The sequence below is a fragment of the Haloarcula sp. H-GB4 genome (assembly GCF_030848575.1).
Classification (GTDB): Archaea; Halobacteriota; Halobacteria; order Halobacteriales; family Haloarculaceae; genus Haloarcula.
The window spans coordinates 662,489-688,654 of sequence record NZ_JAVDDX010000001.1 but is presented as its reverse complement, the minus strand read 5'-3'; the positions used below and the strand labels follow the sequence as shown (position 1 = coordinate 688,654).

The following is a 26,166-nucleotide window of genomic DNA, read 5'->3' as shown; positions in this document are numbered from 1 at the left end:
CTATATACAGGGTTACTACGCCGCTCAAATTCCGACAGAAGTGGACTTTTATATATCTACAGCAACCATGACAAGAGAAGCCTTTACCAGAGACGGCTCCGGTGATTTGTTACCGGAGAGATAGTTATTATCATGAACTTTTGCGTGTGTATTTGACGAGGCACAGAATGCATGTCAGACACGGATAGTGGCGATGGGACAGAGATCGAAGAGATCTCCGGCCCGGATGTCGAAGCAATCGAGTTTTACGGTGGACGGTGGATGAGTGTCGTTCCCATAGGGCTGTTTATCCTGTGGGCGATTGTCCAGAGTGGTCTGTTCGGTATCGGGGATACGACTGGGCTTGTCGCGGGAATGCTCGTGGCGCTCATCGTCGGGATGTTCTTCGCCAAAGGAGACTGGAAGAACTACGCGAACACCATCTTCGATGGGATGACGAAGCGGGTCGCCGCGACAGCAGTGGTCGCGTGGCTCTGGGCAGGAATGTTCTCGAACACGCTCCAGGCAGGTGGCTTCGTCGGCGGGCTCGTTTGGGCAGCGAACGCGGCCGAGGTCGGGGGCGCGCTGTTCCCCGCCGCCACCTTCATCCTCGCAGCGCTTTTTACGACCGGAATCGGAACCGGCTACGGAGCGGCAGTCGCCTTCTCGGCGCTTTTCTTCCCGGCCGGTATCCTGCTCGGTGCGAACCCGGTGTTGCTGTTCGGGGCAATTCTCTCCGGGGCCGTCTTCGGGGACAACCTCGCGCCGGTCAGCGATACGACGATTGTCAGCGCAGTGACGCAAGACGCTGATATCGGCGGGGTCGTCGCCTCGCGGTTCAAGTACGCCGTTATTGCGGCGGTACTGGCGCTTGCGGCGTACGTCTTTGCCGGAAACGCGATGCCCGGGCTGGACATCTCCCAGCAGGCACAGGACCTGTTCGTCCAGAACAGCGAACCAGCGGGACTGCTGCACCTCATTTCCATGCTCGTCGTCATCGTGACGGCGGTCATGGGCCGACACATTGTCGAAGCCATTTCGTGGGGACTCATCGTTGCGGTTGTCTTCAACGTCGTCTTCGGTCTCGCACCGCTGAGTGACGTGTTGCTGTTCAAAGTTCCCGAAACGTCAGCAGCCGCAAGTTGGGCCGGCTCGCTTCCCATCGCGGAAGTGGTCGCGGCCGAAAACGCCGGCGTCACCGGGTCCATCTACAACGGTGCAGCCGGGTTCTTCCCGCTTATCGTTCTCGTCTTGCTCATCGTCGCCGGGTCTGAGATCATGATCCGTGGCGGTGGCTTCGAAGCGATACAGGAATGGCTGCTTGAAAACGTCGCAACGGGCGTCCGAAAGGCCGAGACGACGATGGTGGTCGGCACCGCCCTCGTTAACTCGATGATCACGATCAACACGGCGGCAGAGATCGCGATTGCGCCGTACATCGCCCGCATTGGCCAGCGGTACAACATCAACAGTTACCGCCGGGCGAATATCCTCGACGCGAACACCTCGGCGCTCGGGTACATCTTCCCGTGGGGCGGCGGTGTCCTCATCGGCTTCGCGACGCTACAGGGCCTCCCCGGACAGTACGAGTGGTTCACCAGCGCGATGGTAGTCAACCCCGTGCAGGTCTGGCCGTACGTCTTCCACGGCTGGTTCCTGTTCGGCGTGTTCCTCCTCTCCGCGCTGACCGGGTTCGGGCTCGAGTACACCACTGACCGCAAATCCAAGGATGTGACCCGTCTATGAGCATGTTTACCAAGTTCCTTACCGGGATGTCGTTCAGGTCGACCACGCCGACGTTCGAGGCGGGCGAAGAGATAGAGGTGTACGTCACCGAACTCGACGAGGAATCCGGCGAGTTGGTCGCACAGGTCGGCGAGACCCGCCTTCACTTCGAAAACGGCGAGGCGGATATCGTCGGCTGTCGTGTGCTCGCAACGGTCGAATCCTTTGACGACGCCGAGCACCGCGGTCGTATCACTCACAAAAAGACGCTGTCTCAGGGGTCGTTCTGACAGTACCACAGAGAGCCAAGAATACGCTGAATCAGTATCGCGCGATCGAATAACCCGATATAATACATTCACAACACTATGAGCAATTCACTATATTCCACAGCACGACAGAACAACCAGACGACTATCGTCCCCAGTACGGACATCGAGGCGGCCGTCGAGATGGCGGACCTCGTTCCGGCCATCGAGGCCGCGTTCGCCGCATACGAAAACGACACGGCGCAGATGCCGCCGAAGTCCTACATCGACCTACCACAGCACAACGGGGACTTCCGGTCGATGCCGGCCTACCTCGAAACAGACGACTGGGAAGCGTCGGGCATCAAGTGGGTGAACGTACACCCGGACAACCCCGACGAGTTCGACCTGCCGACTGTGATGGGGACGCTCGTGTACACGGACCCCGAAAGCGGCTTCCCGGTTGCCGTGATGGACGCCACGACACTGACGATGAAGCGAACCGGTGCGGCCGCCGCCGTGGCGACGGACCATCTCGCCGTCGAGGATGCGTCCTCGCTCGGCATCATCGGCGCCGGCGTCCAGTCGTACACGCAACTGGAGGCCATTTCCCAGGTGCGACCGATCGAGTCCGTCATCGTCAGCGACCTCGACGACGACCGTGTCCAGCGGTTCATCGACACCTTCGGCGACGAGTTCGATGTGCGAGCAGGCACAATTTCCGAGGCCGGACATTGTGATGTCTTGTCGACAGTCACGCCAGTCGAAGACCCCATCGTCACGCTCGAGGACCTCGGGGAGCACACCCACGTCAACGCTATGGGTGCCGACGCTGAAGGGAAGCAGGAACTCCACACCGAGGTCATCCGCGAGGCGACGCTCGTCATCGACGACTTCGAGCAAACGACCCACTCCGGCGAAATAAACGTCCCATGGAGCACGGGCGAAATCGACGAGTCGGATATCGACGCCGAACTCGGCGAGATTGTCGTCGGGAACGCGTCCGGCCGTGAGGACCTGTCCGGGATTACGGTCTTCGACTCGACCGGCCTCGCGATTCAGGACATCGCTGCCGCACGTATCGTGTACGAATCGCTCGGTGACGACAGCGGACACCGCCTCGAAATGGTGTAATCCCGGCGGTTCACAGCGTCACTTGGTCGTTCATTCATCGCTACTGAGTGCCGCAGTGTCGATGTGGCACACAGTTGCGGCCCGAGACATTTGTATGGGCCCTGCGATGAGCGGGTATGCGACGCGTCATTATTGACACGGATACCGCGGGCGACGACACACAGGCGATTCTTCTTTCCTGTCTCAGTGATCGAATTACCGTCGAAGCGGTCACGGTCGTCGCCGGCAACGTGCCCTTCGACAGGGAGGTCGAGAACGCGAAATACACGCTCGACATCGCCGATTCTCTCGGCGTGCCCGTCTACGAAGGGGCGAGACAGCCGCTTCTCAAGGAGTTCGAACACGCGACGGATATCCACGGCGAAGACGGCCTCGGCGGGGACCTGTTCCCCGAAACGGACATCGAATCAGCGGCGGGCTTTGGCCCCGACGAGATTGTCGACCGCTGTCGAGCGGCCCCGGGTGAAATCACGCTGCTCTGCATCGGCCCGCTGACCAACATCGCGCTGGCGTACGCCCGCGAGCCTGAACTTCCAGATCTCGTCGATGAGGTGTGGGTGATGGGCGGGAACGTCAACTGTGAAGGGAATGTCACTCCCGCCGCGGAGTTCAATCTGTGGGTCGACCCCGACGCTGCCAAACGCGTGTTCGACGCCTTCGAGGTGACGCTCGTCGACTGGGGCGTGTGTCTTCGAGACGCGGTGTTCGGCTCATCCGAGTTCGAGGCGGTATCAGCGTTCGACACTGAACTGGCGTCGTTCTTCGAGTCGGTAACCGAGCAGGCCCGAGCGTTCAACAGCGAAGGCCACGACGGCCCCGGATGGACGGCACTCCCGGACAGTGTCACCGCCGCGCTGCTGGCGTACCCGGAACTCCGCGAGGCGGTGTCGACGTATCACGTCGCGGTGGACGACCGCGAGGGGCTCACCCGCGGGTACACCAGCGTCGACGTCAACGGTGTGACCGACGGCGAACCGAACACCCACGTCGTGGAGTCCGTCGACAGCGACGCCTTCCAGTCGGTTATGTACTCGCTGCTCCAGTCCCGGGACCCTGACAGCGGCATCGCCGAGTGAGTCAGGAGCAGCGTCGAACACGATAGTAGCGAACGGTGTGTCGTAATTGCCGCTGTGCGAGACTGTGGCGCCAGTCCTGTTGCCGCGTGTTGTCCCTGGTTTTTACTGGGGGCCGGCGGGATGTCAGGGTATGACGCTTACAGACCGTCTCGACCAGTACCTCCGGACAGCGGGACTCGAAGCCGTCTGGTTCGCCCGACCCAACGCCTTCGCGTGGCTCACTGGCGGTGGCGACAATGTCGTCGACCGAGAGGGCGACATCGGCGTCGCTGCCGCGGGCTACGACGGCGATAAGGTACGGGTCGTCGCCAATAACATCGAGGCGCCGCGGCTCCGTGACGAGGAACTCGACAGCGACGTGACCGTCGAAACGTTTGATTGGCACGCGGCGTCGCTGGCCGAAGCCGTCACTGAAGCGAGTCCAGCCCCGGCGGCGGCTGATTTCGATGTCCCCGGCTTCGAATCAGTCGACGCCACACAGCTCCGACAGCCGCTGACCGAGACCCAGATTGAGCAATCTCGTGACCTCGCACGAGACACGGCTGCGGCAGTCGAGGCTGTCGCGCGGAACGTCGAGCCCTCACATACCGAACTCGATGTGACCGCGGTGCTTCGACAGAAGCTCGAAGGCCGGGGCATCGCCACGCCCGTCGTGCTCGTCGGTAGCGCCGAGCGAGCGCAATCCTATCGCCATTACACTCCGACTGACACTGAACTCGGGAACTATGCGCTCGTGTCGGTGACCGTCGAGCGGAACGGCCTCCACGTCAGCGCCACCCGCGCAATCGCGTTCGACCCGCCGGAGTGGCTCATGGAGCGAACCCACAAGGCTGCCCGAGTCGAGACCACTGCGCTGGCCGCGACACAGGCAGCCGGTCAGAGTGGTGGCACAGCAGGCGACGTGTTCGACGCGATTCAGGACGCCTACGCCGAGGTCGGCTGGGAAGGCGAGTGGCAGAACCATCATCAGGGCGGCGCAACGGGCTTCGCCGGCCGCGAATGGATCGCCACGCCCGGACACGAGGGCGAGGTCACGCTGCCACACGGGTACGCCTGGAACCCGACTATCGACGGGACGAAGAGTGAGGACACGTATCTCGTCTCTGATGACGACATCGAACTGCTGTCCGGGACCGGCGACTGGCCGACCGAGATGGTCTCGGCGGTCGGCTACGACCTCGAACTCCCGCGACACACGGTGCTAGAGTTGTAGCGGTACTGGGACCGCCGTTACTCGGTAAGGTTGAGCAGTTTACAACGGGTGTTGTACGAACCCGTGGATTTAACCGACGCGTCAGGCTACCTCTCTGTATGACCGCAGAGCGCGCCTGGTGGAAGGAAGCAGTCGTCTACCAGATCTATCCCCGGAGCTTCAATGACAGCGATGGCGATGGTATCGGTGATTTGCAGGGCATCATCGATCGCCTGGATTACGTCGCCAACCTCGGCATCGATGTCATCTGGCTTAACCCGGTGTATGACTCCCCGCAGAAGGACAATGGCTACGATATCAGCGATTATCAGGCCATCTACGACGAGTTCGGGACAATGGCCGACTGGGAAACGCTGGTCGAGGAGGTCCACGACCGGGACATGCGGCTCGTCATGGACCTCGTCGTCAATCACACCTCAGACCAGCACGAGTGGTTTCGCAAATCCCGCCAGCGCGACCCGGAGTACGAGGACTACTACATCTGGCGTGAAGGCGGGACAGACGAGGACGGCGACCCCGTACCGCCGAACAACTGGGAGTCCTTCTTCGGAGGCTCCGCCTGGGAGTACGACGAGGAGCGCGGCGAGTTCTTCCTTCACCTGTATGACACCTCGCAACCGGACCTGAACTGGCGCAACGACGGCGTCCGACAGGACATCTTCGACACCATCGAGTGGTGGCTGGAGAAGGGTATCGACGGCTTCCGGATGGATGTAATCAACCTCCTGTCGAAAGTCGAAGGGTTGCCCGACGGCGACCCGGACAGCGAGTGGGTCGGCGCCGAGCATTTCATCGACGGTCCGGAGATGCTGTCGTATCTGACGGCGTTGGACGAGAAAGTGCTATCGAACTATGACGTGATGACCGTCGGGGAGATGCCACAGCTCACCGTCGAATCGGCTCTCGAGTACGCCGACACAGATGGCCCGCTGGATATGGCGTTTCACTTCCAGCACACGAAACTCGATTACGCTGACGGCGAGCGGTGGTCGGTCGGCGACTGGAGCCTGCCGGAACTGAAGCGTATCATCGACCGCTGGCAGGACGGGTTGGCGGCGGACGGCTGGAACACGTTGTACTGGGAGAATCACGACCAGCCGCGGAGCGTTTCCCGCTACGGCGACCCCGAAAACTACCGCCGGGAATCGGCGAAGCTACTTGGAACGTTCATCCTCACGCTCCGTGGCACGCCATACATCTATCAGGGCCAGGAACTCGGGATGACTAACGCCGACTGGGAGACGATGGACGACCTCCGCGACGTGGACGCTATTAACCATGCACGAGAGCTACTTGATCAAGAGGGCGTCGAGGAGTACGATGACGTGAAAGATATCGTCGGCTATCGGACCCGCGACAACGCACGGACGCCGATGCAGTGGGACGACTCGAAAAACGCCGGTTTCACCGACGGTGACCCCTGGATCCAGGTCAATCCGAACTACAGAGATATCAACGCCGCCGACCAGCAAGCCGACGGGGAGTCCGTCTACAACTACTACCGACGACTCATCCAGTTACGCTCCGACAGAGACGTGCTGGTGTACGGGGACTACACCGACCTGCTCCCCGACCACGAAACCGTCTTCGCCTTCACGCGGTCGCTATCGACGGACTCAGGAACCGAGCGGGTTCTCGTCGTCCTGCACTTCGACGACGTGACGGAGACCGTCGACCTCCCGGTCGAGTACGCCGATGCGACGCTGGTCGAGGGCAACTACGACTGCGACGACACGGACCCGGGAACGGTGACACTCGCACCGTACGAGGCTCGCGTCTACGAGCTATTCGACTGATAACTTCCTCTCTTCCTGAATCCCACTGCAAAGGTCGTCGCGAGGCACAGATTGAAGGCTCGCCCGTCACCAGCACGGGGTATGTATCTTGCCGACGAGACCTGGCCGGACCTCGGCGACTATTTCGAGACGGAGTCGCTCGCGCTCGTGCCGCTTGGGTCGACCGAACAGCATGGCCCGCATCTCCCGCTGGCGACGGACCACCTCATTGGGGAAGCGTTCGCCCGGGAAGCCGCCGATAGGACTGGCTACCTCTGCACCCCGACGATCAACGTCGGCGTGAGCCCCCATCACAGGCAGTTCAACGGGACGATGTGGGTCGACGCGCCGGTGTTTCGTGACTACGTCGAGTCGTTCACCCGGAACCTTGCATACCACGGCATCGACCGGGTCATCTACGTGAACGCTCACGGCGGGAATATCGAGCACCTCAGAGAGGTCGGCCGCCGGCTCCGGGACGACGAAGTGCTGTACGCTATCGAGTGGATGTGGGACGAGAGCATCCCGGACCTCGTGGATGACCTGTTCGAGCAGAACGGGCCACACGGCGGGCCGAAAGAGACGGCCATGATTCAACACCTGCGCTCCGAACTGGTCCATGACGACCGCCTCGAAGACGCACGGGACGGCGGGATTCCAAGCGTCGAGGCGGCGGAGACAAAGAAATACGGCTCGCGGACCTTCTATGACGCCGCTGATAACACCGACAACGGCGTTCTGGGCGACCAGACGGACGCGACGGCCGAGAAGGGCGCGGAGATGTTCGAGGCCGCGACCGAACAGCTCGTCAGGCTCTGTGAGTGGCTGGACGCGCAGGCGTTCGATGACCTGCTGCCGGAGCCACACGTCTAAGCCGGACACAGCAGGAGCGAATTCCGGCGCTCACTTTGCGGGTGGATTTTTGCGACAGGCGGGTGTACGGAACGTATGGTCCCCCTCCTGTTTCCCGGTATGCCCGGTGCTGTCGAACTGGTTATCCTCCTCATCATGATGGGTATCTTCCTCATCATCCCCATCGCACTCATCGTCGCCGCGTACCTGTTCGGGAAGCGCCGCGGCAGGGCCGAAGCGAGTGACCGCCCCGAATCCTGACCAATCGCCAGACGGCGGCCAATCGGCGCGTTACGGCCCTCTCGCCGCGAATCGACTCGTTTATCGGTCCCACCCTATGAGGAGGATGTGTGTCCCCACCGAGTCCCCACCCGGAGTCGCTTCGTAGCCGAGCGTTCGAAATAACGGTCGATGACGGGCGAGAGACCTTCAACGCGCTCAGCATTGAGCACGCCGACTGTGAGACGGAGTGGATTATCTCCGACACGGTGTACGCGCTCGAAAATATGCGGTAATTGGTCGCAAGCTGTTGTGTTGTGACGCTACGGTAGCGGACCGTGCTGCGTCGGACCGTTGACGCCGCTGTGTCCGTATAGGCACCTCTTCTTGTGAGTCACGTCGCTGAGAGCCGCCGCCAGACTGGCATGAACACGCCGTAGAACGAGCCAAAGAACAAGACGACGGCCACGATAGCTAACTCGCGCCCCTCTACGCTGAATACATCGTACAGAGTTCGGAGTACGATGATTACCCCGAATCCCCAGATAGCGAATGCGGTTCGCTCTTTCCAGGATAGCCCACCACTATGGAACACACGCTGTCTCCGCAACAAACGGTATCAAACCCTGCGGTTCAAACATGATGGCGGAGTGCCACGCAGACAGCAGGTGCCAGACGGGCAATGTCGTCGGATGGACCGCTGCTGGACCAGCTAGTGTGGCCATCTTTGGCCAGACAAAAGTCCGCTACCCAGCTTACTCAGTCGGAACGGGACCGGTCCCGATGACGTCTCGGACCGCGTTCTCGAACTCATGGCGGTCGGAGAAATACGGCACGCCGACATCCTCAAGCACCGTTGCCAGTTCCTGCGGGCCGTCGGGCGTCCGAATCGTCGTGTCACCTTCGCGGTCGACGATGGTGCTGTGTTCGATGCCCCAGGTGAGCCGGGCCGAGACGCGGGACAGCGGCGCACCGGCAACGTCGGGTCCGTCACCGAGTTCGACAGCCGGCTCCTCCGCGTCCTCGCTTTCGTCGTCGCTCATACTCGGACAGTGCCCGTGGGTCCGATTAGTGCTTTCGGAACGGCTCGCGTACCTATCGGACTGCGTACGCGCGTGCCCGCGTCATGCATCTGTCTGACGGGTAGTTTTATCTGATGTAGCAGTAGTGTACTGCATGACTAGTCTCACCGACGTGTACGAAGGGGAGGTTGGACGCGTCGCATCGCGTCGCCAGCAACTCGTCGGGACGGCTCTGTTTCTCGTTGGTGTTGCCGGACTCGTCGGGGCAATCGCGCTCGCAACGACCGCCGTCGGAAACAGATACGGACTGGACGCCTACGCAGCCAGGCGAGTCGCCGGCATCATCGCCGGGCTCGGGCTGCCGTCGGTTATTCTCGGCGTGTTCGCGGTGTTGCCGGCCAGTCGTCGGATCCGGTTGACCGCGCTCGGCGGAACGGGTGTCGCGGCGGCCGGCGTCGGCCTGTTCCGGTCGCTGTACCCCTACAGCTGGACCAGCAGCGACCCGCTGCTGGCACTGCTTACCGGCGTTGTCTATTTCGCTGGTATCGTAACGACGTTCTGGTGCCTGTTCGCGTCGCTTGCGACGTTCAAGACGCGAAACGACCCCGGCGGGACGGCACGCATGGAAGTTACCGAGGAAGGGACAATTCGCCTCGTTGAGGAAGCACGAACGCTCCCGGGGCTGGGCGGCATCGGGTTTTTCGGACAGGACCCAGACGGCACGGTTGAGACGCAGACGAATCGACCGGGGGCAGGTACAGAGGGCGCTGTCAGCGATGGCGGGACCGGACAGCATTCGGGCGACACGCGCACGGCCGACAGCCGCCGTCGGCAACCGACGAGAGACACGCAGTCTGACCGCAGCACGCGGTCTTCACCACAGTCAGATAGCGGTACAGCGACGGAGCGACGATCAGGCCGTCAGGCGAACAGTCGTTCGAGCACCGGTCAGCAAAACACCGCGTCGAGTGGACCGGACCAGACCGGCCCCTCTGAGAACGCACTCGACCCAAGGATTGCTGAGGCAGGCCCGGAAGCATCGCCGTCGACCGACGGCGGGGCGGCGACAACGGGACGCGACGCGATTACCGAGACGGCGGTCCATCAGGGCGAACCGGACACCTACTGCGGGAACTGCCGGCACTTCGAATACGTGATGCAGGACGGCGACATTGAGCCGTACTGTTCGTTCCACGGCGAGGTCATGGACGACATGGAAGCCTGCTCGGCGTGGGTTCGCAACGACTGAGACGGTCGACACGCCGATTTTGCTGTTCGTTCTGCACTACACGGCAACACGGAGAGAGAACGGCCCGGTCGAAACCGGGTGTTTAACACGGTCGGCAAGCAAACGGTGGTACTACAATGGAGTTTTGCGACGAATGCGGTTCGATGATGAAAACGGACGACGAGCGCTGGGTCTGCGGTAGCTGCGGCTACGAGAAGGCTCGAAACGCCGAGACCGAACAGGAGATGGCTGTCACCACGCAGGGTCAGGAGGAGTCGGAAGTCGTCGACACCTCCGAGGTCGATGCCGAAGACATGGGGCCGACGACGGGCGCTCGCTGTCCCGAATGTGGGAACGAGCGGGCCTTCTACGAGATGAAGCAGATCCGCGCGGCCGACGAATCCGAGACGCGCTTTTTCACCTGCACCGAGTGCGAACACAAGTGGCGAGAGGACGACCACTGAGGCCAGCCCGTGCCCACTGACCCCGCGTACCCGGACGTGCCGACCGACCAGTTGCGCGATGGTGGCTGGAAGCTCGTCGACGAGAGCGTCGAAACAGTCTTTCAATTACCAACGGCCCGCGTCGAAGGGGCGACGAAGGTGTACGATGCTGCCGAGACGCGTGAGGCTGTCCGAGACGCCATCGGGCTTGACCACCAGTGGCGGTTCTTCTTCGCGACCGCACTGTCGTTTACCCCGCCGCTTGCGCCGGGTATCGGCCCGGCGATGATTCTCCCGACGGTCCGCTCGGAGGCCCAGTCGGCTTTCGCCGATGAACTGGCCGACAGGGGGTTCGAATCCATCGAACGGGGGCGGAGAGAACGAGTCCGCGTGGACAGCGGCGACCGGGCGCGGCTCCGGACCTACAGCGCCGAACTCGATCTCGAAGCGACCGACGCGACGCTGTCGATTACCGGCTGGGTCGGCGTCTGGCACAGCGACGGGTTCCGGATCGCCGCTGGAGCGTATCCCGACCGGTCGCTGGCGACACTTTTGAATGTGGAAAATCCGCCTGAACCGCTGCGGCGGACGCCGTCGGACTACCGGACCGAACTGCTTTCCCTCATTCGCGCCGTGGCGTAATCGCCAAGAGCGCGCCGTCAAGGAACAGTTGGATCGGCCCGAGACCGAGTCGCTTCGCGAGCGAACTCGGCACGGCGTCCGCACCGAGGCGGGCGACGGGCGCTCCGCGAACGCGGATTTCAGCCGTCAGTCCGGCAGCAGCCAGCGCCGTGGCGGCGTCCCGTCCCTCGACCAGCCGATCCCGCCAGAGATCGAGCGCCGCCCCGAACGACGGCAGGTCGACAGCGACGAGATCGTCGTATCCGCGGACGGTGAACGCGACCCCGTCCCGCTCGACGGTCAGGTCGGCGTCGACGAGGAGGTCCGGTTTTCGCTCGATCAGGTCGAACAGATCACCGACCGCCTTCGCCGTGGTGACCACTGTCAGTCGTTATCGCGTGTCGTGATAGTCAGCGTGCCATCGACCCGCCAGCGAGCGTGGTCGGCGTCATCGCCGGCCTTGCTTGGGACATCGACTTCCATGTCATCGAAGTCGTACGTTATTTCAGCGTTGCGTCCAGTCAGACGGTCGTAGAGCCCGATTGCGAGGTCTGGCCAGGTTGTCGTCTCCATCGGCGTTTCTGATTCGCTCATGCAGTATCCCATACGTACTCATACATGTTTAAAGCCGACCCCAACAACAGGGGTCTGGCAGAACTGACAGGCACTGTCAGGGACGCCGCGCGAACGTCAGATAGCCAGTGTGGCCAACGCCGCCGGTCGAAGGGCGCGAACCGCGGTCGTCGAAGTCCATCTCCCGCTGGATGGTGTCGAGCGTCTCAACGCCGTCAAGGCCGACCTCGGTGGCCGTCGCGACGACCTCGCGCGTGTTCTCCACGAACGGCGAGTACACTGCCAGCGACCCGCCGCGGTCCAGCAGCGTGGGCGTTCGCTCGACGACAGTGGGCGCGTCTTCGGTGTCAAGCGTCAGCACGTCAAAGCCCGAAAGGTCGTCGAGGTCATCGGTGATGTCGCCGGTCCGGACATCGACAGTGTCCGCAACGCCGGCGATTTCCATGTTCTGTCGCGCTACCTCGGCGAACTCCGGGTCCTGCTCATAAGTAACCACGTCAGCGCCAATGCGACCCATGTACGCGCTGAGGATGCCGGTCCCGGTGCCGGCATCGAGAACGCGATCTGCCGCTGCCACGCCGGTCTTGCCGACGACTAGCCCCACGTCACGAGGCATCATCGGCGCGCCGGTGCGTTCGAGGTGGGTAAACAGGTCCGGACCACGCAGTCGGCGGACGGTGAAGCCGGTGCCCAGATGCGTCTCGACGACATCGCCCGGTTCCACGTCCTCAGGCACTTCCAGAATGCCGAGGTCGGATTCGAACCGCTCGCCGGGGTCCAGCAGGTACTCGCGGTCTTCGTGGACGAAGAGGTACGCCACGTTACTCCAGTTCGTCGACCGCGTCCGCGAGGTCGCCGTCGTTGGCTTCGAGCGCCTCTCGCGCGGTATCTTCGTCGACGCCGGCCCGCATCGCGACAAGTTCGACGTCGTCCTCGTCGACGCCGTCGTCGCTGCTGCTCTCGTCGGCGTCGTCAGCCGCGGCCGAGCCCTCGCCGGAACCGAGTTCGCGGCTCTCGGGATCGCCGACGACCTGATACGTTTTCTGGCCCTGCGCTTCCATGAGCTGGACCTCCGCGTCGTCGAAGACGAGTTCCTCGTCCGGGGTGCGGATAATTACTTCCTGCGCATCGATATCCTCCATGTCGATGCCCATCTGTTCCATCATCTGCTTCATCTTGCGCGGGTTCATCCCGCCGCCTCCGCCAAACATACGTAGGACTGGCGGGGCAGGGCAGAAAAGCGTAGCGACCCGGGCTCGGGCCGACGTTCGTTGCGAGAGCGGCCTGCTGCCCGGACGAAACCGGCACACACCCACGGCTTCGTAACGATTCTAAGGCTCGCCCGTGCATCCCCGCCGTGTCACTGCTGTCTATCTTCGCCACAGCGATTCTCCCAGTCGTCGCCGTCGCTGCGGCCGGCTTTGCGCTCGGCCGGCTGAAAGGCACCGACCCCGACGCGCTCAACACCATCACGGTGTACGTCCTCGCGCCGGCGCTCGTCGTCCACAGCCTGACCACGTCCACGTTGGCCAGCGACACAATTCTGAGCGTCGTCCTCGCCATCGTGCTATTCACCGCCGCGATGCTCCTCCTCGCGGAGGGCGTCGGCCGCCTGACCGGACACTCGGAACCGCTTCTGGGCGCGTTCGTCCTCGTGTCGATCTTCCCCAACACTGGGAACTACGGCATTCCACTGGCGGACTTCGCCTTTGGCGCGACCGGGCGCAGTACGGCTGTCCTCGTGACTGCACTGCAGGGCGTGTTGCTCTACACCGTCGGCATCTACATTGCCGCCCGGGGTAGCGGCGGCAGCCCGCTGTCGGATATGCGCCGCGTGTTCGGTGTGCCACTCATCTACGCCGTCATCGTGGCGCTGGCACTCCGATGGGTCGGCGCGGTGCCGCCGACGGAGTCGACAGTGATGCAGACGCTGGAACTGCTTGGCAACGCGTCGATTCCAGTGATGTTGCTCATTCTGGGCATCCAGCTATCGAACGTCGACGGGGACAGCGATTTCCGGTCCGTCGGTATCGCCAGCGCATTGAAACTCCTGCTGGCTCCGGTGCTCGCGTTCGCCGCGGTGCTTGCGGTCGGATTCCAGAACCAGACGGTCGCGCAGGTGGTCGTACTACTGCTGGCAACGCCGACCGGCGTGACGACAATTATCCTCGTTGGCGCGTTCAGCCACGGGGCAGGAGACCAGTCGCCGGGTGAACTCGTCAGCGCAACGGTGTTTTTGACGACCATCGCAAGTGCGGTAACGGTCACGCTGCTGGTGTGGCTGCTGCAGTCCGGACTGGTGCTGTGACTACTCTTCCCAGTATATCCTAATCTCGTCGGCGGTAATATCGACAAAGTAATTCGAGCCGTTGCTAACCGCGAACTGACCAATCGTCCGTTCAATAGTTCGGCTTGGGCCGCCGACAACTTCCACGGTAATCGTGTATTCGCCGGTCGTACCGATCATCGGGTCATACTCGGCAGACTCGCCAGCAGCCAGCGTCTCCGTCTCATCGAGAACCGTCGTTTCGTCCCGTGTGATGGTGAGTGTGACAGTCTGCTCACTGTCCGTGTCGTTGTCGACAACAAACAGGATCGGGTCGTCGGGGGCGGGCGTTACTGTCGGTGTCGGCGTGTTCTGTGGTGTCTCGCTCACCGGTGCTGTCGACTGTTCCGTTGGCGTCGCTGTGGCTGCCGGTGGCGTTGAGCTGTTCGTCGCTGTGTCGTCACCGGGCGCAACACAGCCGGTGACTGGAGAGAGCGCGAGCGCGGCGAGGAGCGTGCGGCGGCGCATATCGCTCGTCCCGACGGGAGTAGCAAATGCTTTCTGTCATACAAGGTGGTGTCGAGCAGGTCTGGAGAGTGCCAACCCCGAGGTCGGCACATACCAGAAGATCACGACGCCACTCCGTCTCAGTCCTCTGCGCCCTGCCGGACTTTCACCGCCATCCCCGTCTCGAAGTCGTCCATACCGCTGCCGGGCAGTTCCGCGCGGCCGACGGCGAGCAGATAGCCGTTCTCATGGACAACGAGGGCTTCGTCCCCCGGACGGAGGGCGCTGTCGGCGGACTGCACGAATTTCGCGAAGGCGTTGCGGCCCTCGCGGATGAACGGCTCGCTCTCGTCGCCGACGACTACGCGGTGTCGCGTCCCGTCGAACGAATCAAGGAGCCGGTTCCCCCCAGCGAGTCCGAGTCGAAAGCGCCCATCGTCGCCGTATGTGGCGATGCGGCCATCCGTGTCATGGACCTGCCGCGGACGGCCGGAACTGGTGTGTGTTACGTCAAGGGTATCGGGATCTGCGAACAGCGCTGTCCCGCCGCCACCGCCGAACTGGTAGTCGGCTGCACGCCGGAGCCCGCGGAACTCATCGTCACTCATTGCCCGTGTTCGATGCCGGGTGATAAACCGCCTTTCGGTTCCGTCCGTGCCACTATCCAGTAGAATCCGAATCGAAATGTGTGCCAGACCGTGGCTGCCCGAACCACGGCCGACGCAAATCGTGTGGCGATGTTGAGTGCCACTCCCCCCAGTCCGTTCCGAATCAACGGTCCGGCCCTCTGGGTGACAGACTCGAACCGGAATGCCATTGGTTCGTTCCGTCAGTCGCCCCGGCCCGAGTGTACGGGGCGTGTGCCTCTGTATCCAATCCGTGGTCGGAGGTCCGACTACGATGCCTGGAACTGCAGTGGGTCTCTATCTCGCGCCTGTTCCGTGACGAGCAGCCGCGAGGGTGTACCGACACGCTTCAGCACGTGGCAACACGTCGTCTCTGTGACCCAACTGGTCGGGGGCACTACGAGGGGATGTATGTACTGCTTCAGCTATGCAGGTGGGCCCGAAATACCGCTCCGCCGGGCCGGAGAAGCGGTGTCCCTCAAGAGAAATATTGAGCATTGCTGTCTTGTACCATACTTTCCTCCGTCGGTTTTGGGGAAATTTATACCGGATGACTTCTTAGAAACAGGTGATATGGCTACGGACACGCGAAAAGTAATTCTGGGCGCTGTGCTGCTGGTGATCAGCACTGTGCTCATCCTTGGTACAGGGGCAATCGACATCGGTATCCCGGCCGCTGCCGGAGTGCTGGCTGCACTGGGGCTGGCTGCCGGAGCCCTCCTCGTTGGAACGTCAGAAGACGGTCGCCCGGTCTAACCGCCGAGAGAGCCTTTTTTATTCGACAGCAACCCAAACACCGTAGCTGTAAGTCCGTTGAACCGCAGGAAACCGCAGGGGCGTTCAGTTACGTAGTCGTACCAGCAATTGGCACAGCAGCGGAATGAACGCCCACACACTGGTTCGGCTACAGCAGGAACCGGTCGGAATCGTCGCTCATGTCGATAAACCCGTCAACGGCCGCTTTGAGGTCTTCAGAAGACGACTCCTCGAACCCCATCGCTTCGACACGACAGCCCTCGTGGCGGAGATACCGACACACGCGAGCGAAGTCCCCGTCGCCGGTACAGAGCACTACCGTATCGACGTGATTCGCCAAGGAGACCGCGTCGAGACTCATCCCGACATCCCAGTCGGCTTTCTTCGATCCATCCTGGAACGTCTTGATGTCCTTGATGCGCGTCTCGAAGCCAATATCAACGAGCGCGTCGAAAAACGACTCTTCTTCGGGCGAGTCAGCTCGGATGACGTAGGCGATAGCACGGGTCAGTTCGCGGCCGTCAACGGCCTCTTCCAGTAGTGCCCCGTAGTCGATGTTCCGCGAGTAAAGGCTCCGGGCAGTGTGATAGAGGTTTTGCGCGTCGGCCAGTACGGCCACGCGCTGTCCCGGCTGGGAAACTGTCATATCAGGTATTGGCTATCGGCCGGAATATGCTTTCGGGATAAAAACGTGAAATCACGGGGTAATTATGCTCCAACTGACCAGTTGTTGTACATTCAGCAATTCTAGTCGTGGAGAGAATATATCAATATAGAGACCAGACAGTCGGACAGTGCAGTGATTATAACTCATAGGTTATAAAAGCTCTAACGTTGATCAGAATTGGTCGTGAGCGAAACCTGCGGCCAAATTGAAACCAGACCGTCAAAAGACGCTCTACCGGTCATCATCTCTATGTAGCGTCAGCCTCCCCGCTCACCAAGCGATATACTCCGCACAGCAACAGGATGACCCCCGCGAGTCCAGTCACGATACTAACTGTCTCCACGAAGGCACACACCCTGCATGTATTTGATCCAGTGCCTATAGTGTATATACTCCCGTTTTTTTCGACGTAGGTATAGTCCATCGTGTCACCTAGATAGTCAAAATCTGGCGGTGACTGATGCACTGTAGCAGCCCCATCAGCACGGAGTGTTTGGTCGAACACGTCTTGGCCCGCTGCTGAAAGGTTATTGTAACTGACTACTTCAGCATCGGGAGAGACTTGCGATCCATTCGTCTCTGTGGTGAAAGCTGAGTTCGTCGGCTCCGAGGGAGCACCAATGAGTAGACCGGATATAATGAACGATGCTACTGCAAGTATAATGAGAGCGCGGCCACTGAATCGATTTTTCGATGTTGATTCCATTTTACGCAATTACTGAAATATATAAGGAGTGCTTTTTAGTATCCTAACTCATCAGACGAGTAAGCAAGCCCATCTTCTGTGCAATATCTTATATCCGTTGTGTCTTTGTTAGCGTTCGTCACTGGTTCAATTGTATTCTTTGCACGTCTGCTGGCCGGTTGTTTCAGGCAGGACGCAAATAAACAAAATGCAGTCGCTCCGTCAACGATAGCCCTTCGAGCGTACTGTGAACGGGGACAGTGAGAACACAAAAGCTAAGTCGGTCACACGCAGTTACTCGACCATGCGACGACGCCGTCAGTCCGGAACCGCTTCGTGGCTCCCCGGAGAGGGCGTCGTCCGCGCAAAGCGCAAACCGACGTTTTAGCGACTCGTGGCGGACGTGGCGACTCCGTCTCGGGTCAGGTCGTTTGACACACAACAGCCGGCGGTATCGGCCGGCTTCCGCACCGTTTCCGATCGAACAACCGAACCCACAGCGACACCACACACTCAGCAATGACAGCGATTGACTTCCACGGCGTGTTCCCGGCGATGTGCACGCCGTTCCATCAGGACGGCAGTATTGACTTCGAAACACTCAGAGAAGACGCCAAGCGGCTCGAATCCGCCGGCGTGGACGGACTCGTGCCCGTCGGTTCGACTGGCGAATCGGCGACGCTCTCCCACGACGAACACATCGAGGTCGTCGAGGCGGTCATCGACGCCGTCGACGCCGTGCCGGTCATCGCCGGCTCAGGGTCGAACAACACCAAGGAAGCGCTGGAGCTATCGCGGCGCTCCGCCGAGGCCGGCGCTGATGCCCTGTTGCTCATCTCGCCGTACTACAACAAGCCCGAACAGCAGGGGTTTATCGACCACTACACGACGCTGGCCGACGCCGTCGACTTGCCACAGATCGTCTACAACGTCCCCTCGCGGACGGGCCAGAACATCGAACCAGACACGGCGGCCGAACTTGCATCGCACCCGAACATCCGCGCATACAAGGCCGCAAGCGGCGACATGAACCAGATATCCGAGATTATCGAACGCACGCGGGACGAGGACTTCGCGGTGCTGTCCGGCGACGACGGGATGACGCTACCGATGCTGTCAGTTGGCGGGACCGGCTGTATCTCCGTCTCGGCCAACATCGAACCGGAGCGTACCTGCGCCATGGTCGGTGCGGCGCTATCCGGCGACTTCGAGCGAGCGCGGGCGATTCATCACGAACTCGGGCCGCTGTTCCGCGCGATGTTCGTCGAGACCAACCCCATCCCTGTCAAGGAGGCCATGCAAATCCGGGGCTATGGCCCGGCACACCTCCGTTCGCCGCTGACTCGCCTGTCCGACGAACACCTCGATCACCTGCGTGACGTGCTTGCCACGCTTGAAACCGAGGACCTCGAAGACGAGTACGCGGAGGCCGAACGATGATGCGAGTGGCGGTCAACGGTGTCACCGGTCAGATGGGCGGGGCCGTCATCGAGGCCGCCACCGACAGCGAGGTCGTGGTCGGCTTCGCGACCAGCGAGACGGACGCGGTGGACGGCGTCCCTGTCGTCCACCCGGCTGAGGCTGCTGAGGCGCTACAAGAGTACGACGTGGACGTCGTGGTCGACTTCGCCGTCCCCGAGGGCGCGCTGACCGTCGCCGAAGCCTGCGTCGAAGCTGGTGTCCCGATGGTCGTCGGAACCACCGGCTTCGACGAGGACGGGCTGGCTCGCCTGAAAGACGCCACCGAGGCGATTCCGCTGCTAAAGGCCACGAATTTCTCGCAGGGGATTCAGGTCCTCCAGCGTCTCGTCAGCGAGGCCGTCGGGACGCTCGAAGACTACGACCTCGAACTCATGGAGACCCACCACAACCGCAAAGTCGACGCGCCGTCAGGAACTGCCAGCAGTATCCTCGACGTGATTCAGGAAGAGCGCGACGTGGAGCCAGTGTACGGCCGAGAGGGGCACGCCCCACGCGAGGCCGACGAGATCGGCGTGTTCGCTCGCCGGGCTGGCGACGTTCGCGGGGAGCACGAACTCGTGCTGGCCGGCAACGACGAAGTCCTCTCACTCACCCATCGCGCCGAGGACCGCGGCGTGTTTGCCGCCGGCGCACTCGATGCAGCAGCGTGGCTCGTCGGCCGCGACGCTGGCTGGTACGAGTTTGGCGATGTTGTAGACGCCTGAACGGAAGCAGGAAGACAACAGAGACGGTTTTTCGCGGTGTACTTGGCAATTGATTGCTGTTTTAGACGACGCAGAAAACGGCGACACATACTGAGACGTGCTGTCCGAGAAGTATGAATATGTGATAATACACACTCGAAGACCTCTCTCAATACCACGGTCAGCCTTATATGCCGGAATTGCTGAGTTTCGTGTATGGCTACGAACCAGCGCGTACAACTCCCAGCGGCCGATTGCCCACGATGTTCCAGTGAATTCGAAGTGACGGCGCCACGCATCAGCATGTGCCGGGACTGTGGGTACATTTCCGGGCGCGGATCCGACTAAAAGAACAACACCGAAAAAGTGTTGCGTGGTAGCACACCCATCTCGAAACCCCGATAGGTAAGCCCCCGGCGTCGCAACCGAGTGGTATGAGTCTCAAAGCCGACATCGACGACCTTTGGCAGCGGAAACAGGACGGCCTCTCAGCGACCGACGCAACAGACGACCACCTCGACGTACTTGCAGAGTTCCTCGCGGCGCTGGAGGCCGGCGAGGTCCGCGCCGCGGAGAAGTCCGGCGGTGAGTGGGAGGCGAACGCCTGGGTCAAACAGGGGATTTTGCTGAACTTCGGCCTGCGTGAGACCGTCGCTCGCGAGTACGGCGGCGTTGACTACCACGACGTACTCCCGCTGCGAGAGACCGCGGACCTCGGCGAGCGCGGAACCCGCAACACGCCGGATGGCACGACGATCCGCCGGGGTGCGTACCTTGGCGAGGACTGTATCATGATGTCGCCCTCCTTCGTCAACATCGGGGCGTACGTCGGCGACGGCACGCTCGTCGACTCCTGTGATACCGTCGGTTCCTGCGCCCAGATCGGCCAGGACGTCAAACTCGGCGCGAACACGCTTATCGGCGGCGTACTCGAACCGGTCGAGAACGCACCGGTCATTGTCGAGGACGAGGTGTCGCTGGGCGCTGGCTGCCGTGTCACCAGCGGCTTCGTCGTCGGTGAGGGTTCCATCGTCGGCGAGAACACGCTCCTGACACCGCGGATTCCGGTGTACGACCTCGTTGAAGATGAAGTGCTGTACGGCGAACTGCCGCCAGAGCGGCGTGCGTTCCAGCGCTTTGTCGACTCCTCGGTCGGCGAGAACGATTTGATCCCCGGCGGGGCGTACAAGCCAGCCGTCGTGGCGACTGATGTGGAGGAGGAGACGCTGGAAGCGACGGAGCGAGAAGACGCGCTTCGGGAGTAGCGAGGCGCGCGAACGCAGTGAGCGGGCCTCGGCGGAACGGCGAACCTCGTGAGCCGTGGAGTAGCGAGAGGCGCGACGTAGGGTGCGGTTCTCGTTAGACGGACGGTGAGCGAAGCGATCAGTGAGTAGCGAGGTTCTGAGCGAAGCGGAGAACCTCGGCGGAACGGCGACTGGCGAGAGCCGGGGAGTAGCGAGGGCCGGGCTTCGCGCGACCCTCGACACGGCGAGCGCCGTGAGACGTGAAGTGCTGTATCCGAGTGACGGTGGGCACCGTCGCAGGGTGTGCTGCTGTGGCCATGCGAACAAGCACCCGTTACCACGGAGTGAACAATCGCCCACATATTTGTTACCATATCACAAACACTATCGCATGAGCCAGGGACACACCGTCTCTCGCGTCTCGGCGGTGACGAGGTACAGATGGGTCGCTGGCGGTGCGAGTGGGCTGGTCGCCGGCGTCGGCATGGGCGTCGTGTTCCACGCCGGAGCAAACCTCATGCCGTTCATCGGGGCACTGTACGGCTGGCCGACCGTCTTCGGCGGGTGGGTCGTCCACTTGCTGAACAGCATCCTCGCCGGCCTGCTGTTCGCATTCGTCGTCTCCCGGCCGGTGTTCCACAGCCAGATCGAGTCTGTCGGGGAGAGCGTCGCGGCCGGCGTGGTCTTCGCGGCCGCGATCGGCCTGCTCTCGACAGGGTTCTTGCTCCCGGTCTCGATGAGCGCACTGGGAGTCCAGTCGTTCCCAGAACCGCTGGTCCCGCTGCCGGGCATGCTCGGGAGCTTCCTCGTCGTAGCGTCGGTGGGCGTCGCCCACCTTGTGTACGGCCTGCTCCTCGGCTGGACCTACGCCGCGGCCAGGGGTCGCAGGGCTCCTGACAGCGTGGCGAGCGAGGCCTGAAGGGCGTCGCAGTTGCGTCAGTCGGCGTTCACGCCGCGGGAGTGTCGCTACTCTCGTCGAGCGTCGTCTGCCGGCCGCCCGACGGCTTCGTGCCGCGGTTCCGGTATGACTCTCTGAGCGTGAGCGCCAGCGCGCCGAGGCCGAGCAGGAACGCAACCAGTTCGAGCAGGCCGCCAAGGACTGGAATCACGCCGAGGAGAGCGAAGCCGACGAGGCCGACGACGAGCGCGAGCCAGCGGTTCTCCCGATCAGTGAGCGAGAGTGCCCACGACCCGACGGCGAACTGGCCGTAGACGACGGCGACCCACGCCGCGACGCCGAAAACGACGGCACCGACCAGCGAGAGCGGGATGCCAATGATGGTGAACAGGAGGACGACGAGGACGATGGGCACGACGACAAGTGTCAACAGGCCGACGCCCCCGGACTTCACCGAGTGCTCCGTGACGTGTCCGGCGACGCGCGTCGAAAACGATGGGAAGGCGGCCAGTAGGATCGCACCCAGCAGGAAGTTCACGAGCAGGCTGTAGACGACACCGAGCCACGACGGCAGCGTGAACCCGCCGGAATCCGGCCCGGCGCTGTCGCCGATGCTCTCGTCCTGAATGACGCTTCCGCCGACGGTGGCCCCGGAATCGCGGGTGAACGTCGCGGCGTCGTAGCGGACATCGCCACCGACCGACGCCGTTGGCCCGAGGGCGAACTCCTCTGCGCCAGCGCGGACGGTCCCGTCGATTGTCCCCTGAATCGCGAGGAAACCCGCACCTGCTTCGAGGTTCCCCCCAATCTGTGCTGTCTCGCCGATCTCGACTGTGCCGCCGGCGACACTCACGTTGCCACCGACAGTGCCATCGATACGGACAGTCCCTGCTGCGGCTTCGAGGTCCCCACCAACCCTGCCGGTCTCGGTGACGTGGACGGCACCTGCCGCTGTTTCGACGTCTCCGGTCACCGTCCCACGGACGATGATCGTTCCGGCGACCCCCGCGATGCTATCGACCGTCTCGCCGGGTCCGACGATTATCGTTCCGCTTGCTCCCTGATATGACTGCGCGGCGACGGTACCGGTCACAGTTGATAGCAAAACGAGCGATACGATTGCGAGCGTCACGACTTGCCGGCCACCGCTTGAGAGTCTAGAACACATACAATCTGATTTTATTGGCAAGATGATAAATATACACTGACACTATCAGGTAGCGAGAATACCACCCGAAGAGAGTAGCGGGAGTGCACGGAGCATCGGCACTCGGAACGCGGGCATCAACCGCGGGGATTGGACCGAGCGAGGGGTCTGTGTCGACTATCCGATATTTTGGAGATAGGTCGACAGCGATTCCCGGTGACCTCTTGTCCGATAGCACAGCCGAGATGTCGATTGTACTTTAGAAGTGTGTCGGACAAGGAGAAACCAATACTCGTTTCTTTTTCTTCTAAATTCTCTTTTTTGTAATTGCTACTGGCCACACCACCATACAACTTTAAGTATTAATGGCATGAAATGTTGGCCGTAGATATGTCTAGTGACAGCAAGCAGCAAAGCGCCACGGAGCGGAAGTCAGCGATAAAGAAGCGTCACGAACAGGCGGCAAACGAGGTGCTGCCGGATCGGCGTGAACTGTACATCGGTGGGGAATGGGTCCGGAGTAGCGGCGGGGAAACATTCGAAACAGTAGATCCGACAACCGGTGAAACACTTGCGGAAGTGCAGGCCGGCACCGCCGAGGACATCGACAGCGCGGTTGCGGCCGCGTGGGAGGCCTACGACGAGACGTATAGCGAGATGTCTACAGGCGAACGCCAGGCGATGCTGGACGGTATCGCAGATGCCATTGCAGAGCGAAGCGAGGAGTTCGCAAAGCTCGAGAGTTTAGATAACGGGAAGCCGATTACCGAAGCTCGGATCGATATTGACCTTGTTATCGACCACTTCCGGTATTTCGCAGGTCTCGCTCGGTCGGGCGAGGGACGGACCATCGAAACTGACGACAGCCGGCACGTCCAGACACTTCGGGAGCCGTACGGGGTTGTTGGACAGATAATCCCGTGGAACTTCCCGCTCCTGATGGCAGCCTGGAAGCTCGCTCCGGCGCTGTCGGCTGGAAACACCGTCGTACTGAAGCCTGCCGAGGAGACGCCGCTGAGTATTCTCAAGCTGATGGAAATCACAGAAGACGTGATTCCTGACGGGGTCGTTAACGTCGTCACTGGATTCGGCCCCGATGCGGGTGAACCTCTCTCAAAGCACCCTGATATCCGGAAACTAGCGTTCACTGGCTCGACAGAAATCGGGAGTAAGGTGATGCAAAGTGCCGCCGAAAGTATCACCGACGTGACGCTGGAGCTGGGCGGAAAGAGTCCGCTCATTGTATTCCCCGATGCAGACCTGGAACAGGCCGTCCAGACAACGATTACGGCGATATTCTTTAATACCGGTGAGTGCTGCTGTGCCGGGTCACGGTTGTTCGTGCACGAAGATATCAAAGACGAGTTCCTGGATGAGCTTGCGGCTGCGGCTGAGGACCTGACTGTTGACGACCCACTGCTGGAGTCGACAGACCTCGGCCCGAAAGTGACCGCGGAGCAGGTCGAGCGGACGCTGGGCTACATTGAGGAGGCAGAACAGGAAGGGGCAGCCTTCGTCACCGGGGGAAGTCAGCCGGACGACGAAGCCCTTTCGGATGGCTGCTTCGTCGCGCCGACACTCATTGACGAGATTGACCACGACAGCAAGCCGGTCCAGGAGGAGATCTTCGGCCCGGTCCAAGAAGTGTTCAGCTGGAGCGAGTACGATGAGATGATGCACCTGGCGAACGATGTCGACTACGGTCTCGCAGCAGGGGTCCTCACAGAAGACCTCTCAAAGGCGCACCAGTGTGCAAAAGACATCGAAGCCGGGAATATCTGGGTCAACACCTACAACGACTTCCCGGCGGGACAGCCGTTTGGCGGCTACAAACAGTCGGGAATCGGTCGAGAGATCGGTGAGGAAACGATCGACCATTACACGCAGACGAAGACGGTGAACATCTCACTCGATTGATGTGAACGTTCCGTTCCCGCAAGTCCAGCCCGGACAGATTGAAGCCGCGAACGTGTCCATCGCCCCCGACGGGACGAAATACGTCGTCCCGTCAGGGATGCACGAGCGGCTGTGCCGGGCGGTGGTGCCCGACGCTGCTGAGGGCACATTTGACCCTAAGACCGAACTGGCGCTGGCCGGGTGGGTTTCACTGCACACGGATGGGCTGACCAGACGCGTGTACATCGATGCCCCGGATGACTTCACCGAAACTGCCATCGTAAAGCGGTTCGCCCGGTCACACGACGCCGAATCGATTGTCATGGCACGCCATCCAAGCGGCGAGGTGACCCGCTGGGAGTCGCCAGGCACTGTGTCCGTTACCGAACAGTGAACTCGGTAGTCAGCAGTCTGTGCTGTCACTCAGGGTCAGCACTCCAGCCTCCTAAATACATTCAGGGATGATAGCTCGCGGCTGGCAACAACGTTATTTTCACTTCGGCTGCCGACCTGTGGCTATGGATGAGCAAATCGATCCCGACGAACTACTTGCCGCTGTCGGCTTTGATGCAGATGAAAGCGTGCTAACGCGCCGGCAAGCGGAGGTGCTTGCGCTACGCGAAAAGGATGTCCGTCAGAGTGATATCGGGGAATTGCTCGGCACGTCACGCGCGAATATTTCAAGTATAGAGCGCAATGCAAGAGAAAACGTCGAGAAGGCACGCCAGACAGTCGCCTTCGCGAACACCCTGACTGCACCCGTTCGTGTCGACATTGCGGTCGGGACCGACATCTACGATATTCCCCAGACGGTGTATGCCGCCTGCGATGAAGCCGGAGTCGAGGTCAATTACGGCTCCTCGAATCTGTTGCAACTCATCGATGACGCCGTCGATGGTGCGATTCAGCAGGACACGGTGCAGGTGCCACTTCGCATTGATGTGACAAACGACGGTGTCGTACACGTTCGAGAACGGTCGGCAGAGCGCACAGAATGAGCGGGGACAGCGTCCGACGGCAGTACTGTAGTCTTGAATCGGTAGGCACGGCTCACAACCGATGCATCGTTGCGTCCCAACAGACGAGTTATTGATACAGTGCCGTCCGGAGTCGACCGTCGCCCGATAGCGGAGATGGTAAGCAGTTGGGGCGCTGTGTGTATCGAAACGGAACCCTTGTTAGCCGCCGACACCGTGGTTTC

The 26,166-nt window shown here is 61.5% G+C and carries 31 protein-coding genes; 21 read left to right on the top strand and 10 right to left on the bottom strand.

Features of this window, described 5'->3' with window-relative positions; all coding sequences use genetic code 11:
• Positions 1-171: 171 nt before the first annotated feature.
• The 9 genes from RBH20_RS03655 to RBH20_RS03615 all read left to right on the top strand — a co-directional run bounded on the left by RBH20_RS03655 (position 172) and on the right by RBH20_RS03615 (position 8,517).
• Complete coding sequence (locus RBH20_RS03655; protein WP_306705606.1) at positions 172-1,725, top strand: Na+/H+ antiporter NhaC family protein; 1,554 nt, start codon at positions 172-174, stop codon at positions 1,723-1,725.
• Positions 1,722-1,994, top strand: coding sequence for a hypothetical protein (locus RBH20_RS03650; RefSeq protein ID WP_306705604.1), 273 nt, complete (start codon positions 1,722-1,724; stop codon positions 1,992-1,994). Before RBH20_RS03655 ends, RBH20_RS03650 begins: the two co-directional genes overlap by 4 nt.
• Before the next feature lie 78 nt (positions 1,995-2,072).
• Positions 2,073-3,086 (top strand): ornithine cyclodeaminase family protein, encoded by a 1,014-nt coding sequence (locus RBH20_RS03645; RefSeq protein WP_306705602.1) that lies wholly within the window; start codon positions 2,073-2,075, stop codon positions 3,084-3,086.
• 116 nt (positions 3,087-3,202) lie between these two features.
• The gene (locus RBH20_RS03640; protein ID WP_306705600.1) at positions 3,203-4,162 is read left to right on the top strand and encodes a nucleoside hydrolase; all 960 of its coding nucleotides are present in this window, start codon (positions 3,203-3,205) and stop codon (positions 4,160-4,162) included.
• A 130-nt stretch (positions 4,163-4,292) separates the two neighbouring features.
• The gene (locus RBH20_RS03635; protein ID WP_306705598.1) at positions 4,293-5,375 is read left to right on the top strand and encodes a Xaa-Pro peptidase family protein; all 1,083 of its coding nucleotides are present in this window, start codon (positions 4,293-4,295) and stop codon (positions 5,373-5,375) included.
• A 98-nt stretch (positions 5,376-5,473) separates the two neighbouring features.
• Complete coding sequence (locus RBH20_RS03630) at positions 5,474-7,171, top strand: alpha-glucosidase (protein WP_306705596.1); 1,698 nt, start codon at positions 5,474-5,476, stop codon at positions 7,169-7,171.
• Between the two features lie 81 nt (positions 7,172-7,252).
• Positions 7,253-8,023 carry a creatininase family protein gene (locus RBH20_RS03625; protein WP_306705594.1) on the top strand — a complete coding sequence of 257 codons (771 nt, stop codon included), beginning with the start codon at positions 7,253-7,255 and terminating at the stop codon, positions 8,021-8,023.
• A 75-nt stretch (positions 8,024-8,098) separates the two neighbouring features.
• Complete coding sequence (locus RBH20_RS03620; RefSeq protein WP_306705592.1) at positions 8,099-8,263, top strand: hypothetical protein; 165 nt, start codon at positions 8,099-8,101, stop codon at positions 8,261-8,263.
• A gap of 89 nt (positions 8,264-8,352) precedes the next feature.
• Complete coding sequence (locus RBH20_RS03615) at positions 8,353-8,517, top strand: hypothetical protein (protein ID WP_005535361.1); 165 nt, start codon at positions 8,353-8,355, stop codon at positions 8,515-8,517.
• A gap of 98 nt (positions 8,518-8,615) precedes the next feature.
• On the opposite strand, the gene RBH20_RS03610 is transcribed toward RBH20_RS03615, so the two are convergent.
• Together RBH20_RS03610 and RBH20_RS03605 are read right to left on the bottom strand one after the other, a co-directional pair.
• Complete coding sequence (locus RBH20_RS03610) at positions 8,616-8,816, bottom strand: hypothetical protein (RefSeq protein ID WP_306705589.1); 201 nt, start codon at positions 8,814-8,816, stop codon at positions 8,616-8,618.
• 160 nt (positions 8,817-8,976) lie between these two features.
• Positions 8,977-9,264 (bottom strand): DUF5789 family protein, encoded by a 288-nt coding sequence (locus RBH20_RS03605; RefSeq protein ID WP_306705587.1) that lies wholly within the window; start codon positions 9,262-9,264, stop codon positions 8,977-8,979.
• Between the two features lie 133 nt (positions 9,265-9,397).
• Between RBH20_RS03605 and RBH20_RS03600 the strand changes: the two genes are divergently transcribed.
• The 3 genes from RBH20_RS03600 (at position 9,398) to RBH20_RS03590 (ending at position 11,556) form a co-directional block, all read left to right on the top strand.
• On the top strand, positions 9,398-10,492 hold the full coding sequence (locus RBH20_RS03600; RefSeq protein ID WP_306705586.1) for a hypothetical protein: 1,095 nt from the start codon (positions 9,398-9,400) through the stop codon (positions 10,490-10,492).
• Positions 10,493-10,608: 116 nt separating this feature from the next.
• Positions 10,609-10,935: a transcription factor S gene (locus RBH20_RS03595; protein ID WP_005535365.1), complete on the top strand. Its 327-nt coding sequence runs from the start codon at positions 10,609-10,611 to the stop codon at positions 10,933-10,935.
• A gap of 9 nt (positions 10,936-10,944) precedes the next feature.
• Complete coding sequence (locus RBH20_RS03590) at positions 10,945-11,556, top strand: hypothetical protein (RefSeq protein ID WP_306705584.1); 612 nt, start codon at positions 10,945-10,947, stop codon at positions 11,554-11,556.
• On the opposite strand, the gene RBH20_RS03585 is transcribed toward RBH20_RS03590, so the two are convergent.
• From RBH20_RS03585 to RBH20_RS03570, 4 genes are all read right to left on the bottom strand, one after another.
• Positions 11,537-11,917 (bottom strand): hypothetical protein, encoded by a 381-nt coding sequence (locus tag RBH20_RS03585; protein ID WP_306705581.1) that lies wholly within the window; start codon positions 11,915-11,917, stop codon positions 11,537-11,539. The two genes, RBH20_RS03590 and RBH20_RS03585, sit on opposite strands and share 20 nt — an antisense overlap.
• 2 nt (positions 11,918-11,919) lie before the next feature.
• Positions 11,920-12,129 carry a hypothetical protein gene (locus RBH20_RS03580; protein WP_306705579.1) on the bottom strand — a complete coding sequence of 70 codons (210 nt, stop codon included), beginning with the start codon at positions 12,127-12,129 and terminating at the stop codon, positions 11,920-11,922.
• A gap of 76 nt (positions 12,130-12,205) precedes the next feature.
• The gene (locus RBH20_RS03575) at positions 12,206-12,928 is read right to left on the bottom strand and encodes a methyltransferase domain-containing protein (RefSeq protein WP_306705578.1); all 723 of its coding nucleotides are present in this window, start codon (positions 12,926-12,928) and stop codon (positions 12,206-12,208) included.
• Between the two features lies 1 nt (position 12,929).
• Complete coding sequence (locus tag RBH20_RS03570) at positions 12,930-13,319, bottom strand: nascent polypeptide-associated complex protein (protein WP_306705576.1); 390 nt, start codon at positions 13,317-13,319, stop codon at positions 12,930-12,932.
• Positions 13,320-13,465: 146 nt separating this feature from the next.
• Here RBH20_RS03570 and RBH20_RS03565 point away from each other — a divergent pair, with 146 nt between their 5' ends.
• Positions 13,466-14,416 carry an AEC family transporter gene (locus RBH20_RS03565; RefSeq protein WP_306705573.1) on the top strand — a complete coding sequence of 317 codons (951 nt, stop codon included), beginning with the start codon at positions 13,466-13,468 and terminating at the stop codon, positions 14,414-14,416.
• Here RBH20_RS03565 and RBH20_RS03560 read toward each other — a convergent pair whose 3' ends face one another.
• Both RBH20_RS03560 and RBH20_RS03555 read right to left on the bottom strand, forming a co-directional pair.
• Positions 14,417-14,902, bottom strand: a complete 486-nt coding sequence (locus RBH20_RS03560) for a hypothetical protein (protein ID WP_306705571.1) — start codon at positions 14,900-14,902, stop codon at positions 14,417-14,419.
• 119 nt (positions 14,903-15,021) lie between these two features.
• Positions 15,022-15,489, bottom strand: a complete 468-nt coding sequence (locus RBH20_RS03555) for a PUA domain-containing protein (protein ID WP_306705569.1) — start codon at positions 15,487-15,489, stop codon at positions 15,022-15,024.
• A 591-nt stretch (positions 15,490-16,080) separates the two neighbouring features.
• Here RBH20_RS03555 and RBH20_RS03550 point away from each other — a divergent pair.
• Positions 16,081-16,263 (top strand): hypothetical protein, encoded by a 183-nt coding sequence (locus RBH20_RS03550; RefSeq protein WP_306705567.1) that lies wholly within the window; start codon positions 16,081-16,083, stop codon positions 16,261-16,263.
• A gap of 148 nt (positions 16,264-16,411) precedes the next feature.
• On the opposite strand, the gene RBH20_RS03545 is transcribed toward RBH20_RS03550, so the two are convergent.
• The gene (locus RBH20_RS03545; protein WP_306705565.1) at positions 16,412-16,909 is read right to left on the bottom strand and encodes an NYN domain-containing protein; all 498 of its coding nucleotides are present in this window, start codon (positions 16,907-16,909) and stop codon (positions 16,412-16,414) included.
• A gap of 1,225 nt (positions 16,910-18,134) precedes the next feature.
• Between RBH20_RS03545 and dapA the strand changes: the two genes are divergently transcribed.
• The 4 genes from dapA (at position 18,135) to RBH20_RS03525 (ending at position 21,943) form a co-directional block, all read left to right on the top strand.
• On the top strand, positions 18,135-19,055 hold the full coding sequence (dapA, locus tag RBH20_RS03540) for a 4-hydroxy-tetrahydrodipicolinate synthase (protein WP_306705563.1): 921 nt from the start codon (positions 18,135-18,137) through the stop codon (positions 19,053-19,055).
• Complete coding sequence (gene dapB / locus RBH20_RS03535; protein ID WP_306705561.1) at positions 19,052-19,801, top strand: 4-hydroxy-tetrahydrodipicolinate reductase; 750 nt, start codon at positions 19,052-19,054, stop codon at positions 19,799-19,801. The genes dapA and dapB overlap by 4 nt, the downstream gene beginning before the upstream one ends.
• Before the next feature lie 413 nt (positions 19,802-20,214).
• Positions 20,215-21,045, top strand: coding sequence for a 2,3,4,5-tetrahydropyridine-2,6-dicarboxylate N-succinyltransferase (locus tag RBH20_RS03530; protein WP_306705559.1), 831 nt, complete (start codon positions 20,215-20,217; stop codon positions 21,043-21,045).
• 370 nt (positions 21,046-21,415) lie between these two features.
• Positions 21,416-21,943, top strand: a complete 528-nt coding sequence (locus RBH20_RS03525) for a hypothetical protein (protein WP_306705557.1) — start codon at positions 21,416-21,418, stop codon at positions 21,941-21,943.
• A 28-nt stretch (positions 21,944-21,971) separates the two neighbouring features.
• Here RBH20_RS03525 and RBH20_RS03520 read toward each other — a convergent pair whose 3' ends face one another.
• A complete protein-coding gene (locus tag RBH20_RS03520) occupies positions 21,972-23,090 on the bottom strand; it encodes a polymer-forming cytoskeletal protein (RefSeq protein WP_306705556.1) in 1,119 nt (372 codons plus the stop codon).
• A gap of 369 nt (positions 23,091-23,459) precedes the next feature.
• Here RBH20_RS03520 and RBH20_RS03515 point away from each other — a divergent pair, with 369 nt between their 5' ends.
• The 3 genes from RBH20_RS03515 to RBH20_RS03505 all read left to right on the top strand — a co-directional run bounded on the left by RBH20_RS03515 (position 23,460) and on the right by RBH20_RS03505 (position 25,963).
• On the top strand, positions 23,460-24,986 hold the full coding sequence (locus tag RBH20_RS03515) for an aldehyde dehydrogenase (protein WP_306705554.1): 1,527 nt from the start codon (positions 23,460-23,462) through the stop codon (positions 24,984-24,986).
• A gap of 1 nt (position 24,987) precedes the next feature.
• Entirely contained in the window at positions 24,988-25,359 is a 372-nt protein-coding gene (locus RBH20_RS03510) for a hypothetical protein (RefSeq protein ID WP_306705552.1), read from the top strand.
• 124 nt (positions 25,360-25,483) lie between these two features.
• Positions 25,484-25,963, top strand: a complete 480-nt coding sequence (locus tag RBH20_RS03505) for a Tfx family DNA-binding protein (RefSeq protein WP_373567947.1) — start codon at positions 25,484-25,486, stop codon at positions 25,961-25,963.
• The last annotated feature ends 203 nt before the right edge of the window (positions 25,964-26,166 follow it).